Annotated in this window: 12 protein-coding genes and 2 pseudogenes; 13 read left to right on the top strand and 1 reads right to left on the bottom strand. The window is 60.0% G+C overall.

The genetic code is table 11. From position 1 onward, the window contains the following. Positions 1–445: 445 nt before the first annotated feature. The 13 genes and pseudogenes from KEC55_RS28885 to KEC55_RS28945 all read left to right on the top strand — a co-directional run bounded on the left by KEC55_RS28885 (position 446) and on the right by KEC55_RS28945 (position 15,599). Positions 446–5,107, top strand: coding sequence for an RHS repeat-associated core domain-containing protein (locus KEC55_RS28885; protein WP_282508506.1), 4,662 nt, complete (start codon positions 446–448; stop codon positions 5,105–5,107). Further along, positions 5,104–5,430, top strand: coding sequence for a DUF7716 domain-containing protein (locus tag KEC55_RS28890; RefSeq protein ID WP_282508507.1), 327 nt, complete (start codon positions 5,104–5,106; stop codon positions 5,428–5,430). The genes KEC55_RS28885 and KEC55_RS28890 overlap by 4 nt, the downstream gene beginning before the upstream one ends. Before the next feature lie 286 nt (positions 5,431–5,716). Then, positions 5,717–6,577, top strand: a pseudogene (locus KEC55_RS28895) (colicin E3/pyocin S6 family cytotoxin); the annotation flags it as partial. Next, positions 6,574–6,828 carry a DUF7683 domain-containing protein gene (locus KEC55_RS28900; protein ID WP_282508508.1) on the top strand — a complete coding sequence of 85 codons (255 nt, stop codon included), beginning with the start codon at positions 6,574–6,576 and terminating at the stop codon, positions 6,826–6,828. The pseudogene KEC55_RS28895 and the gene KEC55_RS28900, both read left to right, overlap by 4 nt. 21 nt (positions 6,829–6,849) lie before the next feature. Further along, positions 6,850–6,930: pseudogene (locus KEC55_RS28905) on the top strand (hypothetical protein); the annotation flags it as partial. Between the two features lie 81 nt (positions 6,931–7,011). After that, positions 7,012–7,383, top strand: a complete 372-nt coding sequence (locus tag KEC55_RS28910; protein ID WP_282511507.1) for an AHH domain-containing protein — start codon at positions 7,012–7,014, stop codon at positions 7,381–7,383. A 7-nt stretch (positions 7,384–7,390) separates the two neighbouring features. Continuing rightward, complete coding sequence (locus KEC55_RS28915) at positions 7,391–8,077, top strand: Imm43 family immunity protein (protein ID WP_282508509.1); 687 nt, start codon at positions 7,391–7,393, stop codon at positions 8,075–8,077. A gap of 272 nt (positions 8,078–8,349) precedes the next feature. Next, positions 8,350–8,940 (top strand): hypothetical protein, encoded by a 591-nt coding sequence (locus tag KEC55_RS28920; RefSeq protein WP_282508510.1) that lies wholly within the window; start codon positions 8,350–8,352, stop codon positions 8,938–8,940. Positions 8,941–9,339: 399 nt separating this feature from the next. Then, a complete protein-coding gene (locus tag KEC55_RS28925) occupies positions 9,340–9,966 on the top strand; it encodes a hypothetical protein (RefSeq protein WP_282508511.1) in 627 nt (208 codons plus the stop codon). 186 nt (positions 9,967–10,152) lie between these two features. Continuing rightward, entirely contained in the window at positions 10,153–11,580 is a 1,428-nt protein-coding gene (locus KEC55_RS28930) for an MFS transporter (protein WP_282508512.1), read from the top strand. A 476-nt stretch (positions 11,581–12,056) separates the two neighbouring features. Further along, entirely contained in the window at positions 12,057–13,259 is a 1,203-nt protein-coding gene (locus KEC55_RS28935) for a hypothetical protein (protein ID WP_282508513.1), read from the top strand. Between the two features lie 161 nt (positions 13,260–13,420). Further along, positions 13,421–14,533, top strand: a complete 1,113-nt coding sequence (locus tag KEC55_RS28940; RefSeq protein ID WP_282508514.1) for a porin — start codon at positions 13,421–13,423, stop codon at positions 14,531–14,533. A 10-nt stretch (positions 14,534–14,543) separates the two neighbouring features. Further along, positions 14,544–15,599 carry a nucleoside hydrolase gene (locus KEC55_RS28945; protein ID WP_282508515.1) on the top strand — a complete coding sequence of 352 codons (1,056 nt, stop codon included), beginning with the start codon at positions 14,544–14,546 and terminating at the stop codon, positions 15,597–15,599. Between the two features lie 34 nt (positions 15,600–15,633). Here KEC55_RS28945 and KEC55_RS28950 read toward each other — a convergent pair whose 3' ends face one another. Further along, positions 15,634–16,545, bottom strand: coding sequence for a LysR family transcriptional regulator (locus KEC55_RS28950; protein WP_282508516.1), 912 nt, complete (start codon positions 16,543–16,545; stop codon positions 15,634–15,636). Positions 16,546–16,547: the final 2 nt, after the last annotated feature.

A 16,547-nucleotide genomic window follows, 5' to 3' on the forward strand; every position in this document is an offset into this window, starting at 1 on the left:
ACAATGCCGGGTGCCGAAAGGCAGCCGGAAGCCGGTGGTTGGCCCGGTAGCATGTTACCGGGGTGCGGGCCATCGATTTCCGAATATGCATTGCCGACGTTTCGGCGTCCGGCACGTGCGGCCGACCGCGGGAAATCCGGCTCGCCCCTGTTTTATTAAGGGTGTGCCGATCGAATCGCATCCGATTACGCGCGATGTCGCCGTTCAGCCGCGGCGGGCGGCGGGACAGATGGTTACGAAATTTACATGAAGTCGGCCCGAGGGCGGCTCGTGCTAATTGGGGCGCGAGTCATTGCTGGATGCGCCGCCGACGCGGGCCTTTCATTTTGCCGTCGTTCAATCGTCGGTACAATGCCGCGAGTCGTTGGCAGGCCGTCCGGGACATGAGAAGAGGGGGGCGCCTGCCGCGTGCCGAAAAACGAACAACGAGAAGAATCCTGAGAGCATGGCTGATCAAAAACTCCCTCCGGGCGCGGAGCACGAACAGGCCACCCCGTGGCTGACCGATGTTCATCCGGAAGACGTCGTCGCGTCCGGTGAAGGTTTCAACGCGTGGCTTATCGACGTGACGCATGGCTACGTGAACGTCGATCGACTGGCGACGGTGGCCAGCATGATCCCGATCCTGAACAACCTCATGGCGTTGGCCGACGCGCTCACCGACATCGTTTCGATCATCCGCAAACGCGGCGGCGAACTGCTCGATTATCTCGGACTCGCAATCAACCTGATCGGCGTGATTCCGTTTCCGCCGGTACTGGCGCCCATGCGCCTCACGGCGAGGCCGCTGCTGGCGCTGATTCGCAACGAACTCCTGATTCACAAGCGCGACATCGGGGCAGCGATCGTGTCGATCGTCGTCACGCACATACAGGCTTCGTGCTCGACCGAAATCGAGAACTTCCTGACGAAGCTGCAGAGCGTGGTCGACGAGCTGATCGACAACTGTGCGGCGAAGGCGCGGGAAATCTTCACGGGCCTGGCCGACGGTATCGACGCAGCGGTGGCCGGCAAGCTGTTCGATCCGGCGGAGAACAAGCGGAGGGCTGCCGAATACCGGCAGCAGATGAAGAAGAGCGGATGGTTCAGCACGGATCTGGTGACGGGGGCCTGGGGGTATTTGTCCGAGTCCGGGGTGGCACTCGGCAAGAGCAATGTCAATTCCGCGGGCAGCACGATGGCGGGGCTCGTTCCCGAGAAGTACGTTGCGCCGATTCGCCAGTTGGCCGCGTCGTTGCGGACGTTGGCCCCGGTGGTGGTCGGCAAGATCAACGAGCTGAAGGGGAGCGATGAAGGCAAGCTGATGTGGCTGCTGCTGAAGCTGATCAATGCGCTGCGGCACAAGCGCGAAGCGATGCGGGCCGGATCGGTCAAATCGCAGGGCACGACGGAAGTCGAGGCCCGGCGGCAGCAGGTACCGCTCGCAGCGACAAAGAAGGAGGCGAAAGCGAAGGGTTCCGGCGTTGACCACTGCGAAGAGTGCGGGGTCGGCGCGTCGGGCGGTTCGATCAGCTACTCGTTCGGCGACGAGACGTTCTCTCATGCCGATTTCGAATTGCCGGGTGCGATGCCCGTCGTCTGGATGCGCGTCTATCGGTCCCGGCTGGCCGGATACGATGCCGGCGAACTGGGCGCACGCTGGCTCTCGCCGTACATGACACGCATCGATGTTCGGGACGGTAAATGGATCTACAGCGATTCGACCGGCCGCAACATCGAATATCCGGCACTCGCGGCAGGCGCCGTTCACGACGACCGTGTGGAAGGCGTGACGTTGAGCCGGCTCGACGATACGTGGACGACTGTCGCGTACGGTCACGATTTGCTGCACGTCTACGAGAAGCGCGGCGATTCGTTCCGCCTCGCGTTGCAGAAGGATCGCGCGGGAAATACGATCGCGCTCGATTACGATGATGCGAATCGTCTGGCGCGACTGGTGAGTTCGGCCGGTCATACGCTCGCGTTTCGTCACGACAGCCGCGGACGTATCGCCACGATCGAGCAGATCGTCGATGCGAACACGCGCACCACGCTTGCCCAATACCAGTACGACGAGAATGGCGACCTGGTGCGTGCAGCGGATCGTTACGGCAACGTGCGCCAGTATGCGTACGACCGTCATTTGATCACTCGCTACACGGACCGCACCGGCCGCGGCATGAATCTCGAGTGGGAAGGGGCGGACCGCGACGACAACACGAATGCACAGTGTGTGCGTGAATATGCCGACGACGGCAGCCACGACATTCGCCTGATGTGGCATCCGAACATTCGCTTGACCTATGTGACCGACGCGCTGGGCAACGTCACGCGGTACTACTACAACATCCGCGGGTACATGTACCGGATCGCGTATCCGGATGGAACCGAGGAGTGGATGCGGCGTGACCAGGACAACAACCTGGTAATGCATGTTCATCGTGACGGTGGCATCGAGGAGATGGACTACGATGCACGCGGGAACATGACGAAGCATTATCGCGTCGACGGGGCAATGGTCGAGATGGGTTACGACGACCGAGATCATCTCGTTCGTTTCAAGGATCCCGAAGGATACGTGTGGGAACGCTCGTACGATGATGCGGGTAATCTGGTCGCGCAGAAGGACCCGCTCGGGCACGAGACCAAGTATGCATACGACGCCGCCGGGATGCCCGTCAAGATGGTCGACGCGAAGGGCGGTGCGAAGGTACTCGTCTACGATAACGCCGGGCAATTGCTTCAGTACACCGATTGTTCCGGCAAGGTGACGAAGTGGCGCTACGATCGCGACGGGCGACTCGCGCAATCGACCGATGCGGCGGGCAATGCCACGGCCTACCAGTATGGCAAGAATGGGGCGGTCAGCGAGATCTCGTCTGCAGCAGGCACTTATCGATACACGCATGACGCCGAAGGCCGTCTGCTGTCCCATACCGATCCGCTGGAGCGTGTGACGCGTTTTTCATACGACGTCGCGGGGCGCGTGGCAAGCCGCGTCGACGCGCTCGGATACACGCTCGCTTACCGTTACGACCGCCTCGGTCGCTTGACTGCGTTGACCGATGCGAATCGCGCAACCTATCAATTTCACTATGATCCCGCAGGGCGATTGCTGGAAGAGATCGGTTTCGACGGCAAGCGGACGACATACGGATACAACGAAGGCACGCTGCAGCCGGTGAAGATCGACGAGGGCGGACAGGTGACCGAACTCGAATTCGATCAGGCGGGCCGCATCGTATGCCGGACATCGGGCGCGAGCAAAGAGCGATTCGCGTACGACGCCAGTGGGCGACTCATCGAGGCGCGTAACAGTCACAGCCAGATGCAGATGTTCTTCGATCCGGTCGGCAATCAGGTGCGCGAACATCATGCTTATCGGCTGTTCGGTGAGTCGCGCAGCTACCTGTGGCATCACGAGTTCGATGAAATCGGCACGCGGATCAAGACCGTCCGCCCCGATGGTCATGCACTGGACTGGTTGATCTACGGTTCCGGTCACGTGCACGGGCTCATGCTTGACGGCGAGGAGCGAATTCAGTTCGAGCGCGACGATCTGCACCGCGAAACCGGGCGGATGCTGTCAAGCAAGGTGGCGCAGCAGACGCAATACGATCCGGCGGGCCGAATCACCCGACAGGCCGTTCGGCGATCGAATGCGCCGGCCGCGATGGCCGAGCGCCGGTATCGGTACGATGCCGTGGGGCAACTCGAGCATATCGAGGACAGCCGCAAGGGGCTGGTCAACTATCGTTATGACCCTGTTGGTCGCCTCATCGCGGCGATCGGGCCGCTCGGTACGGAGACATTCGCCTTCGACCCGGCAAGCAACATCATCGATCACGGCAGTCCCCGGCACGCGCGTACTTCGGGACCGGTGAAAGCAAGTCCCGTGGTGCCGGACAGCGTGGACAGTACGCTGCCGGCGGAAGTGCCGCGAGTGCTCGGGAATCTGTTGAAGGAATATGCGGGTACCCACTTCGAATACGACGCGCGCGGGAATCTGATCGGGAAACGTTCGCCGACAGGCCGGCAGGAATACGAGTGGGACGGATTCAACCGGTTGAGAGTGGCGCGTGTCGCGGAGACTGCGCGGCACCATGAGGCCCGGTATTTTTACGATCCTTTCGGCCGCCGGATCGGTAAGGACGTGGATGGCGTGCGGACGGTGTTCGGCTGGGATGGCGATCAGCTTGCTTACGAAAGCAGCGAAGCCGGTGCGACGCAGTACGTGTACGAGCCGGAGTCGTTCGTGCCGCTTGCGCAATATGTGACGGCGCAACCGGTTGCCGGGATTCAGACGCCGGTGTGGCATGAGGGCGAGCCTTATGTGCCGGAGAAGGATCCGCTGCAACGTGTGCCCGAAAGACAGTCGGACGCGCATTTGTTCTACTACCACTGTGACCAGATCGGTACGCCGTTGCTGATGACGGACGAAGTGGGAGAGGTGGTATGGGAGGCGTCGTATCGAGCTTGGGGAGAGGCGCGGGAGGTGATTGCGCGGGCGTCGAAGGCAGCGGGCGTGGAGCCGAGGAACCCGATACGGTTTCAGGGGCAGCAGGAGGATGCGGAGACGGGGCTGAGGTATAACCGCAACCGATACTATGATCAGGAGACGGGGCGGTTCATATCAAAGGATCCAATTGGACTACTGGGGGGGGGCAATCCTTACCAGTATGCGCCGAATCCGACAGCATGGATTGATCCCCTCGGTTTGGCCAGAGACCTATCAGGCTGCGATCGTTCAGGGCGCCCGCTCGCGAGTAGCCAATACTCCGTGCTTTATGAGATGCAACTCGACGCAGAGCATGTCAAGGGTTCGGACACGCTGCATTTCAGGGAGGCAAACAAAAATCTGAACACTGCTCTTCAGGGAGATTCATCGTTCAAAAACATGATGGATAATCATTTCCCCGGAATCTCTGATCACGTAACCGCAGGTCCACGTGGCGGATACAGTGCGGATGCTCCGAAGGGGTATAGTTGGCACCATCATCCGTGCCGAAAAGGTGTGTTGCAGTTGGTCCCTATGTCACAACACCGAGCGCCTGGACCGGTTCAAGCAGTGTTGCATCCAGGTGGGAAGGGAGGGAAGGAGAACTGGGGAGGAGGGAGAACGCGATGAAAGACAAGTTGACGGTATTGCGTGAAGTTTTAGTCGGTATTGATCAGGTGCCATGGAATTATGCATTGTTTATGCCGCATGGTGTTGATTGGAATGAAAATACTAAATGTGCGGTTCTAAATCCGAATGATTTTGAAAATGAGCCTGATCCTGATCGCCCACGATTTGCGGTAGATAATGATTTGCACTATGCTCTCGGCATTCAAATTGTTGAGAGTATTGTCGATAACGCCAGGGATCAACGAGATAATGCGAGCGTGTCGGATTTGGTTGATGCCTTTGTCTATTACTACGACAACGATGCATATATCGATTGGAAGTAATTGGTTGATAATTAATGTTGATTTATGATGTTTATTGGGACTGAGGTCGGCAAAATTGGACGTGTGAAATGGTTTGCACGATGGGTCTTCTGATTTCAGGTTGGACGGGGTTCCGGTAATAGTTGGTTTTGCCGAAAATACGGAAGATGACCTGGGCGAGCCCGTGCAGAACTAAGATTTATTAGGCGAGTATCCAAAGTTTTTTTAGTATAGGGCCGCGTGAGCGGCCCTTGTTCTTTTGGGGCTTGAGCTGGTTAGGTGATTTGGTTTCGGTGGGCGAGGCGAATACGGCGCTCGCGGGAGCCTGATCGGGAAGCATCCACTGTTGGGTCGCCAGGAATACGAGTGTGATGGCGATCAGCATGCCTACGATAGCAGTGAACCCGGCGCTACGCAGTACGTGTACGAGCCGGAATCGTTCGTGCCGCTTGCGCAATATGTGACGGCGCAACCGGTTGCCGGGATTCAGACACCGGTGTGGCATGAGGGCGAGCCGTATGTGCCGGAGAAGGATCCGTTGCAACGTGTGCCCGAAAGACAGTCGGACGCGCATTTGTTCTACTACCACTGTGACCAGATCGGTACGCCGTTGCTGATGACGGACGAGGTGGGAGAGGTGGTATGGGAGGCGTCGTACCGGGCCTGGGGAGAGGCGCGGGAGGTGATTGCGCGGGTGTCGAAGGCGGCGGGTGTGGAGCCGAGGAGCTCGATACGGTTTCAGGGGTAGCAGGAGGATGCCGAGACGGGGCTGAGGTACAACCGGCATCGGTACTATGATCCGGGCAGTGGTAGATTCATCGGCAAGGACCCGATTGGGCTCGCTGGTGGGCTCGACGTCTATCAATATGCAGCTAACCCTATCGAATGGATCGATCTACTCGGATTGAGCAAGTACATTCCCGCGCCAGCGAGTTTGCCCGGCTTCCCGGATGCCGTGCGCGTAAAACCGAAGACGCCGGTGCAAGGTGGCGGCGGACTACGAAAGCGCTGGAAGCGAGCAAACGGATGCATTTGCGAGTGGGACTCTCAGCTTGCCGAAGTTGAAATGTACAACAAGCGAGGAAAGCACATGGGCGCATTTGATCCCGAGACGGGCGAAGCTATATCTGGCAAGGGAGCTGACCCAGCAAGGACGATTGAGCCATGAGTGAAGAAAACATATATCGCTATATTTCTGTTTTTGAAAAGGATGGCGATGCGCATGTGAGGGATATTTCTTTTTCAAGCGCACCCACTCTTCATTTGCTTCAGAATATATTTCTGGATGGTGCCGATGATTCAATGTACGATGAGTATTCTATAGATGCTAATAAGGCAATACAACTCGCGCCATTCGTGAAAGAGGAGTTTGATCTGAAGAGGTTTGAATATTTTCTTTCTTGCGATAGTTGGGCGTAGAAGTCGATCCAGCAAGGGCCGGTGAAGTGGTCTTTGCTGTATAACTGCAACCGATACTATGATCAGGAGACGGGGCGGTTCATCAGCGAGGATCCAATTGGCCTTGCAGGTGGCGTCAATCCCTTCCAATATGCACCGAATCCTATTCAGTGGGCCGACCCCCGAGAACTATGTAGTTCTACATTGAATCGCAATCTGGGTGGGGTGACCGGTGATCACATGCAGGCGCATCATTTGATTCCGGATGAAATATGGGGGAAGCATCAGACATTTTTCGATGACATTGGAATGAAGGGGAGGCGTGGCGCCAAAGAGAACGGTTTGCTCATACCTGGCAGTGAGGAAAAAGTAAAGTCGGCAAAGCGAAAATTTTATCGCTGTGGTCCGCGCGCAATATATTCAACCGGAGCCAACTTGCAGGTTGATCGTATTGAATCTGCATTCAAGTGTGGTGCTATTGATGCGGCACAGGCGCGCGATAAAATTTCTCAGTTACAAAATGCGAGCCGGATTCTTTTGATGTCGCCGGGTGCGAACCCGATTCGCCTAACCTGAGGTCGATATGTCAAGCTATTACGCTTTGCTCGAAAAGAAAGAGCGCGGTTGTCCGGTCGGTGCGATGCACGGAGTCGTTTACGACAAGTTCGTTGAAAATGTGCGTGACGTAAATTACGGAGAGAAGCCATGGTACAACTATCGAGATTTGCCGGGGGATATGTTCTCGGATGAGATGTTTTTGATATCCCTTGATAAGCTCATTTCTTACGATATCAGATCAAGCGGGGCTGATTCGAAGTTTCATATTGTTAGTCAGGACTTTTTTCAGATATTGATTGATTTCTCCGTCCCCATTCAGGATAGTCAGAATATAGCTATCGTAGATTCGAAGGGGAGGGGTGTTTCAGAAAAAGAATATAAAATAATATCATTTGGATCTGACATCTATAAAGAGGGGGCGCTGGAGGAATCTTCGATCGTTGGGTTAAACGAATTCGGGGATCATTTTGTGGTTGAGGCTGTTGGTTTTAAAAGTGGGTTTAAATCAGATTTTTTTAAGATAAAAAATTTGGATTTGACGCAAAGTGCAATCTTCTGTTCCGAGGAGTTTGCCAGGGAGGCGGTAAAGCGAAAGGTTGCTGCAGGTGTTGAATTCAGAAGAATCGATGAGGTCGATTGGGCGTCAGCGGCTCCGAATAATTTTATGGGGTTCTTGACGGGCGATAGCGAACCTTTGCTTTTCATTCACTAATTCTTGTCCCAAGGATTTGCGGGCGTGATTCCGTGCGCTTGTTCCTTGCCAGCGGTTGACTGAGGTGCGCAAGATCATTGCGCGATGCATGTCCTCGAGTTGGAAGCAGGAGCATTTCGCTTCGCGAGGTCGACATCTGTAACCAATTTGCTTCAGTGGATAGTACTGTGCTCCAGTGGTCCCTCATACGTGCCTGCACATCAGATCAGGCCCTTTGATCAAATAAGTTTCTGGATGGTCTGTGCTGTTGCGACGGAATTAAGGGGCATCTTATGATCAAGAAAATACTTTTCTCTTCCGACTCTGCGAGTCTCGACCAAGCCCATGCGGGCGGGGGGTGCTTATTACCAAGTAGCTATCCTTGGCCGAAGGATGCAAAGGGCGAAAATCTGCTTCATCTCTTATCGATTCCCGCGAGCTGGATAAATGAATCTGTCGAAGGCTGGGTGTCAATATTTACACCATTTTCCATGGATGACCCGTTTCTGCATTGGGAGGAGTTGACGTCGGACGGCGACAACTATTCCATTGTAATTTCCCATGATAACAATGGGGTGGCGAGAAATGAGTATTCCGGAATGATCTCTCAGGCAAAGCAAGTTTGCCTGAGTGTTGTTAATGAGGGTGATTCGGATAAGAATTTTGAGTCGAAAATTTACGGAATTCCCGCGTGGTTGCAAGACAAAGAGGATGTTGCGAATCGTGAGTGTCTGTTTGCGGTGAATGGGGATGATTTTGATATCGTTTTTGATGAGGAGCCGGGAATTTTTTCTGATGGTGTGGTTTATGTGTTTTTGAATAATGATTTTGGTGAGGGAGGTAGGCCGAGCGCTCAGGGGTTTATTACTTTTCAGTTCACGTAACCTGGGCGATGTTGGGTGTGGTTCGGTTGCTCTCGGCAGCATCCGAGAAATTGCTGGCTAAAAGGTCCCAGTGGAGTCGCCTGTGCATCTGCCGATCAGAGTAAGTTGATTGCTGCCGCGCACCCGGTGAAGCTGAGATGATGCGTGTCGGTGGCGCAACTGGAATGGTGGTGCTAAGCAAAGAATGGCTTGGAATAAATTTTGTTTTGAATTCGCGATGCTGCGATGGAACAGGTTGATCTGGCTCAGTTATCATCGAGCATGATTTTTTCCATGGGCTACGTGAACTTTATTTTGATTTCGGCCGAATGAGGCTAGAACCGCAAAAAGGTTGCGAGTGCTGCCGCCGACACCAAAGAATGGCGATGATTGGATTTGCCGGGCGAGGAGCTATCTGCCGTGAAGTATTACGTTCTATCTCAAAGAGCGGCTCCAGGCTGCCCGGTCGGTATGCTGAATGGCGCGCTATACGACAAGTACTATCAGGACCCAACGAGTGTAGAAGTTGGATACTTCCCGTGGTACGCGAATCCGTCACGCGGGAAGGCGCACATAAAATTTCCTGACGGAGTCGTCTTCATCACCAAAGACGACAGGTACGATTTTGATGTCCGTGGAGACTTGGGTTTTTATTACCTGCTGAGCGAAAGATTTTGCACCGTCGTCTCTGAGTTGAACGTCGCAATGATCGACATCGCTCCCGTCGAGATCTTGTCTTTGGCAGGAACGCCCGCTTCGCGCGCAGGCTATTGCGTTGCGATCTTCCCTAGCTTTCAACCCGAAGAGGTGGATGGCGGCGAGTCGAAGTTTGTAAACGGGAAATTTGGCGGAATCGCAAGAATAACGAAGCTGGTTGTATCCGACGATTTCGCATGCCATGTCTTCAAGCTAAGCGGCATGGAGGGGAGCAGCAACTCGCTGATCTGCTCCGAGCACTTTCGCGACGAAGCCATCAGGCGTGGCATCAAGGGGGTCGAATTTCTAGATGTGGAGAGCGTCGACTGGCCAGCGGTGAAGCCTGTTTGACGTCGCGCTCAGTTCGACAGCGATAGTGGACCAGCTTGATCCCATCCGCTCCTGTGGTCCTTCACCCGCCCCCGCGCATCAACCGATTGATGTGCTCAGGCCCTCGCCTCGCTAAAATGCGCGAAGCCGCTCGCCAGCCCCCTCCGCTGGCGCCAAGGACAATCAAGAATCCGGAGACTCGCCACCATGGCATCCACCCAGCCCGACCCACTCGCTGCAGCAGGCGCCGCTCGCCCTGCGGCAATCGACCCCGGTTCCATCTCGGCCCGCCTCGACCGCCTGCCGCCGACCCGCAGCGTCTGGAAACTCGTCGTCCTGCTGAGCCTCGGTTTCTTCTTCGAACTCTACGACCTGCTCTACAGCGGTTACGTCGCGCCCGGCCTCGTGAAAAGCGGCATCCTGTCGGCGACGACGCATGGCCTGTTCGGCACCACGGGCGTTGCGAGCTTTATCGCCGCGCTGTTCTCCGGGCTCTTCATCGGCACAATCGCGTGCGGCTTTCTCGCCGACCGCTTCGGCCGCCGCGCGATCTTCACGTGGTCGCTGCTGTGGTACACGGCCGCCAACGTCGTGATGGCGTTCCAGGACACCGCGGCCGGGCTGAACTTCTGGCGCTTCGTCGTCGGTCTCGGCCTTGGCGTCGAGATGGTGACGATCGGCACGTACATCTCCGAGCTCGTACCGAAGCAGATCCGCGGCCGCGCGTTCGCGTGCGAGCAGGCGGTCGGGTTCGTTGCGGTGCCGGTGGTCGCGTTCCTCGCCTACCTGCTCGTGCCGCATGCGCCGCTCGGTCTCGACGGTTGGCGCTGGGTTGTACTGATCGGCGCGCACGGTGCGCTGTTCGTGTGGTGGATCCGCCGCGAACTGCCGGAGAGCCCGCGCTGGCTCGCGCAGCAGGGGCGCGTCGATGAAGCCGACCGCATCATGCGCGCGCTCGAGGTGAAAGTCGAAGCCGAGTACGGCCGGCCGTTGCCGCCGCCCGCACCGGCCGAGCCCGTGCCGCCGCGCGGCCGCTTCCGCGACATGTGGGTGCCGCCGTATCGCAGCCGCACGATCATGATGACGATCTTCAACGTGTTCCAGACGGTCGGTTTCTACGGTTTCGCGAACTGGGTCCCGACGCTGCTGATCAAGCAGGGCATCACGATCACATCGAGCCTGATGTACTCGAGCGTGATCGCGCTCGCGGCGCCGATCGGCCCGCTGATCGGCCTCGTGATCGCCGATCGATTCGAGCGAAAGTCGGTGATCGTCGCGATGGCGGCGGCGATCGTCGTCTGCGGGCTGCTGTTCAGCCAGACGACGGTGGGCGCATTCCTGATCGTGCTCGGTATCGGCCTCACGCTCGCGAGCAACATCATGTCGTACAGCTTCCACGCGTATCAGGCCGAGCTGTTCCCGACGTCGATCCGCGCACGGGCCGTCGGGTTCGTCTATTCGTGGAGCCGCTTCTCCGCGATCTTCTCGTCGTTCGTGATCGCGGCGGTGCTGCGCGGCTTCGGCACGTTCGGCGTGTTCGCGTTCATCGCAGGCGCGATGGTGATCGTGATGGCCGCGATCGGGTTCATGGGCCCGCGCACGAAGGGCATCGCGCTCGAAGCCATTTCGAAGTAGCCGGCAGTCGCGCACGCGTGTCGCATCGTTCGTGCGGCATGCGTGCGATGCGGTTTCAATGGAGACATCGCATCGCCATAATGATTTGGCATACGAATCAATAACACCGGGAAATCGGTTCGTATCGAACGCACGGGCTACCCGTGCCCATGCAACGAACCGTCCAATTCACAAGCGTGACACGCAACGAAGCCGCAAACGGCAACGAGTTGAAACAAAGCGTGACGAAGCGCAAATCTGGCGAAAACCATGCCTTTTGCCTCTGCCGATTCCTGCGCCGACGCGTAAAATGAAGGGCCTGACGACTCATTAGCCGCCATCGGACCGCACGCGTTGCATCAGCGAACGGCTCCGCCGCGAAGAGGCGTCGGCGCCGGGCGCACGCGATGCGCCGGACGTGTCGATGGCTCGCGCGGAAGATGCGCCGCCCGCAATAGCACCATGCGGCGGCCGGATCGGCCGATGGCTTCGAACGTATGATGCTTTCCAGCCCGAAGCGGCCATTGGCGAAGCCGCACCGTCTTGCCCGCGCCGCTGCCGTGTACGTGTGGCTCGCGGCCGCGTTGCCGATTTCCGTTCTTGCCGGGCGGCCTGCCTTTGCCGCGTCGGACGTACCGCCGCCAGTTGATACGTCATCCTCATCAGTGGCGTCGCCCGCGTCGGCGGCTTCTCATGTGCATCCGGCTCCGTCCGCGCATGCGTCGTCAGGCGCATCGGCCGCACAGTCCGCGTCCGCCGCGAATCATGCAAATCATGCGGCGCCCGCCAGCGCAGCATCGGGCGCATCGGCTGCGTCCGCCGTGGAACCTGCGTCGGCCGCATCCGCCAGCGCAGCCAGCGAGGCCGAAGCGCCTGCGCCGACCCCGCCACGCCGGCATCCGCCGCTATCGGCCGACGAAGCGAAGAACGCGACGGCGCGTGCGGTCGACATGCGCAAGCGCTTCACGCAGGAAGTCACCCGTCGCCTGAACGTGCCCGCGGGCGAACAGCGCGCCTACGGCGAGCGGCTCCAGAAGGCGCTTGCCGATGCGGATCTCGGCGACCTCGCTGGCGAGTACGTCGCGATGGTCGATCGCGCGCCGAACGTACAGGCGCTCTTCATCTACTTTCGCGCAACGCCGGCCAACGCATGGCTGATGATCGGCGCGTCACCAGTCGGCACCGGGCTGCCCGGCAAGTACGACCATTTTCTGACGCCGCTCGGCGTGTTCCATCACTCGCCCGACAACATGGATTTCCGCGCGGAAGGCACGACGAACGAGAATGGCATTCGCGGCTACGGCCGCCGCGACATGCGCATCTACGACTTCGGCTGGGTGGACGGCGAACGCGGCTGGGGCAAGGGCGGCGTGTCGCCGATGCGCTTCCAGATGCACGCGACCGACCCCGACCGGCTCGAATCGCTGCTCGGCATCCGGCACTCGAAGGGCTGCGTGCGCATTCCCGCGTCGCTGAACGTGTTCTTCGACCGCCACGGCCTGCTCGACGACGACTATCAGGCGCGCGTCGAGGCCGGCAAGTCGCTGTGGGTGCTGCGGCGCGACCGCGACATCACGCCGATCGCGGGCCGCTACCTGGTCGTGATCGACAGCGCACGCAAGACCCGCCCGGCCTGGACGCCGATGCCGGGACGCAAGGCGTGGTCGAAAGTGCCGAAGAGCGGCGACACGGCGGACTGACCGCCGCTCCGTCGAGGGTAGGAGGCGCAAGAATGAGAATAAATCCGTTTTATTGATACATAAGAAAAGCAAACTTTTATTATCCGAGCCGGGTTCGTATAGTCGAGTCCAGTTTCGCGGAACCCTGCCGCGCCTGGACCACCACCGATCACACGACCCGCATGAAAACTCTCTACAAGCTCGCTCCGCTCGCGATGCTCGGCGCCTTCGCGACCCATGCCTGTGCGCAAAGCAGCATCACGCTGTACGGTCTCATCTCGGCCGGCGTCGGGTTCGCGACCAACCAGGGCGGCAAGAACGCCTGGCAGGCGCTGTCCGGCACGAACCAGAACCCGCGCTGGGGCCTGAAGGGCAAGGAGGATCTCGGGCAGGGGCTGTCCGCGATCTTCCAGCTCGAGAACGGCTTCAACGTGATGACGGGCACGGCCGCGCAGAACGGCCGTGAATTCGGGCGCATGGCCTACGTGGGCCTTGCCGACCGCACCTACGGCTCGCTGACGTTCGGCCGCCAGTACGATGCGATCCACGACTACATCGGGCCCGTGATCATCGCGAGCAACGGCGTGAACATCGGCGACAACGACAACGGCTACAACGACATCCGCGTGCAGAACTCGGTGAAGTACGTGAGCCCCGTCTACTACGGCCTGAAATTCACCGCGCTGTACGGCTTCAGCAATGCGACGGGCTTCGCGAACAACAGCGCGTACAGCTTCGGGCTCGGCTACGAGCAGGGCCCGCTGCGCTGGAGCGCGGTCTACGCGCAGTACAACCATCCGTACAGCGCGACGAACCAGGACGGCGCGATCGCGAACGACTATGCGTCGCCGCTGCTGATCTTCAGCAAGAGCGCGATGACGCCGGCCGCGTATGCAAGCCGGCAGCGGATCGCGGGCACGGGCGGCTTCTACACGATCGGTCGCGCGCAGTTCGCCGCGATGTTCACCGACGTGCGCTACGATTACCTCGACAATTCGCACCTGCACCTGCAGAACCTCGGCGTGAACGTCGTCTACACGATGACGCCGCAGCTCTTCCTCGGCGCCGCGTATGCGTTCACGAACGGCAAGTACGACGTGATCGACAAGCGTCCGAAATGGCACCAGGTGAACCTGCAGGCCGATTACTTCCTGTCGAAACGCACCGACGTCGCGCTGACGGTGATCGCGCAGCAGGCGGCCGGCGACGCGGACCATGCGCAGATCTTCGCGTACGCACGCTCGACCAGCACGCGCCAGATGATGGCGACGCTCGGCGTCCGGCATGTTTTCTGACGGCCCGACCATGACCCATCCGATCGCATCCCGCCGCACCTTCCTGAAGCTGTCCGCCGCGCTGGCCGGCACCACGCTGCTGCCCGAAGCGGGCGCGTTCGCGGCCGGCGGCGACGCCGCCGCGCGCCGCACGGTGATCATCGATACCGACCCAGGGCAGGACGACGCCATCGCGATCCTGCTCGCGCTGGGCGCGCAGGACCGGCTCGACGTGCGCGCGCTGACGGCCGTCGCGGGCAACGTGCCGCTCGACCTGACCGAACGCAATGCGCGCATCATCCGCGACTGGGCCGGCCGCACGAAGACGCTGCCGGTCTATGCAGGCTGCCCGCGCCCGCTCGTGCGCGATCTCGTGACGGCCGCGAACGTGCATGGCAAGACGGGGCTCGAAGGCGTCGAGCTGCACGAGCCGCGCGCGCCGCTCGCGGCAGGCCACGCGGTGTCGTACCTTGTCGATACGCTGAGCCGCGCGGCGCCGAATAGCGTGACGCTGTGCGCGCTCGGTCCATTGACGAACATCGCGACCGCGCTGGTGGAAGCGCCGCAAATTCGCGGCGCGCTCCGTGAAATCGTGCTGATGGGCGGTGCGTTCTTCGAGCGCGGCAACATCACGCCGGCCGCCGAGTTCAACATCTATGTCGATCCGCAGGCAGCCGAAGTCGTGTTCGGCAGCGGCGTGCCGATCGTCGTGCTGCCGCGCGACGTCGCGGTGAAGGCGCCGATCACGCCGGCGCGCGTCGCGCCGTTGCGCGCGCTCGGCAACCGCTGCGGTGCGATCGTCGCGGACATCATGGATGCCGAGCTCGCCTACAACAAGAAGCGGCGCGGCGTCGAAGACGCGCCGATGTACGACCCGACGGCCGTCGGTTATCTCGTCGATCCGACGTTGTTCAGCGGGCGCAAGGTGAACGTGGTGGTCGAGACGACCGGGCAGTGGACGCTCGGCGAGACGATCGTCGACTGGAACGGGCGCAGCGGCCGTGCGGCGAACGCGACGTGGATCAACGAGGTCGACGCGGACCGCTTCTACGCGATGCTCGTCGAGCGGATCGCGAAGCTGCCCTGAGCACGGGCAGTCACGCGGAGAACGGCGAACGGCATCAGATGTGCTTCGCAATCCACTCGCGGCACGCGCGCACGTGCGGGCCGCGATCGTCTGCGGCGAGCGAGATCAGCGAGATCGCGCGCGTGACGCGCGGTTTGTCGACGCGCAGCGCGACGAGTTCGGGATCGTGCAGATGCATCGTGTAGAGGCTCGGCAGCACCGCGGTCGCGAGGCCGTTGCGCGCGAGCGCGTAGAGCGGCTCGGTGTATTCCATCCGGTACGTGACGTTCAGGCGCAGCTTCTCGGCGCCGCCGGTGCGATGCAGCGATTCGCTGACGCTGCCGCGCACGAACACGGCGAGCTCGCGATCGACGAGCTTCGCCCACGTGACGCTCTTCGCGCGGGCGAGCGGGTCGTCGTGCCGCACGACGATCACGATCTCGTCCTCGAACAGCTGCTGGTAGCGCAGCGTGCCGTCGTCGCTGTCCGGCTCGCGCACGCCGATGCCGAGATCCGCGACGCTGTCGCGCACGGCTTCGACGAGCGCGCTGTTCGGCAGGTCGGTGAGCGTGAAGCGCAGCGTCGGGTGCGTGCCGCGCAGTGCGTTGAGCGCGGGCAGCAGGCGGCCCGCGACCGACGGGATGAACGCGATGCGCACGGTCTGGATGCGTTCGCCAATGAGCCGCGTCATGTCGTCGAAGGTGCCGCGCGCCTGGTTGAGCAGGCGTTCGGCGAGCGGCAGCACGGCTTCGCCCGCGGTGGTGAGCGTGAGCCGGTGCGCGGAACGCGCGAACAGGCGCCCGCCGAGCAGGAACTCGATCTGGCGGATCGACGCGGTGAGCGCGGGCTGCGTGAGCGACAGCGCCTGCGCGGCCTGCGTGAAGCTGCGTGCGTGGGCGAGTACGACGAAGTGCTGGACCTGCCGCAGCGTGAGCGCGGGCAGCAGCGACGAGCGATCGGACGACATCG

The organism is Burkholderia cepacia (genome assembly GCF_029962485.1).
Taxonomy (GTDB): domain Bacteria; phylum Pseudomonadota; class Gammaproteobacteria; order Burkholderiales; family Burkholderiaceae; genus Burkholderia.

Bases quoted from the DNA above. Each gene is read 5' to 3' on its own strand.
- KEC55_RS28885 (WP_282508506.1), top strand. From the start codon at position 446: ATGGCTGATCAAAAACTCCCTCCGGGCGCGGAGCACGAACAGGCCACC.
- KEC55_RS28890 (WP_282508507.1), top strand. From the start codon at position 5,104: ATGAAAGACAAGTTGACGGTATTGCGTGAAGTTTTAGTCGGTATTGAT.
- KEC55_RS28900 (WP_282508508.1), top strand. From the start codon at position 6,574: ATGAGTGAAGAAAACATATATCGCTATATTTCTGTTTTTGAAAAGGAT.
- KEC55_RS28915 (WP_282508509.1), top strand. From the start codon at position 7,391: ATGTCAAGCTATTACGCTTTGCTCGAAAAGAAAGAGCGCGGTTGTCCG.
- KEC55_RS28920 (WP_282508510.1), top strand. From the start codon at position 8,350: ATGATCAAGAAAATACTTTTCTCTTCCGACTCTGCGAGTCTCGACCAA.
- KEC55_RS28930 (WP_282508512.1), top strand. From the start codon at position 10,153: ATGGCATCCACCCAGCCCGACCCACTCGCTGCAGCAGGCGCCGCTCGC.
- KEC55_RS28935 (WP_282508513.1), top strand. From the start codon at position 12,057: ATGATGCTTTCCAGCCCGAAGCGGCCATTGGCGAAGCCGCACCGTCTT.
- KEC55_RS28940 (WP_282508514.1), top strand. From the start codon at position 13,421: ATGAAAACTCTCTACAAGCTCGCTCCGCTCGCGATGCTCGGCGCCTTC.
- KEC55_RS28945 (WP_282508515.1), top strand. From the start codon at position 14,544: ATGACCCATCCGATCGCATCCCGCCGCACCTTCCTGAAGCTGTCCGCC.
- KEC55_RS28950 (WP_282508516.1), bottom strand. From the start codon at position 16,545: ATGTCGTCCGATCGCTCGTCGCTGCTGCCCGCGCTCACGCTGCGGCAG.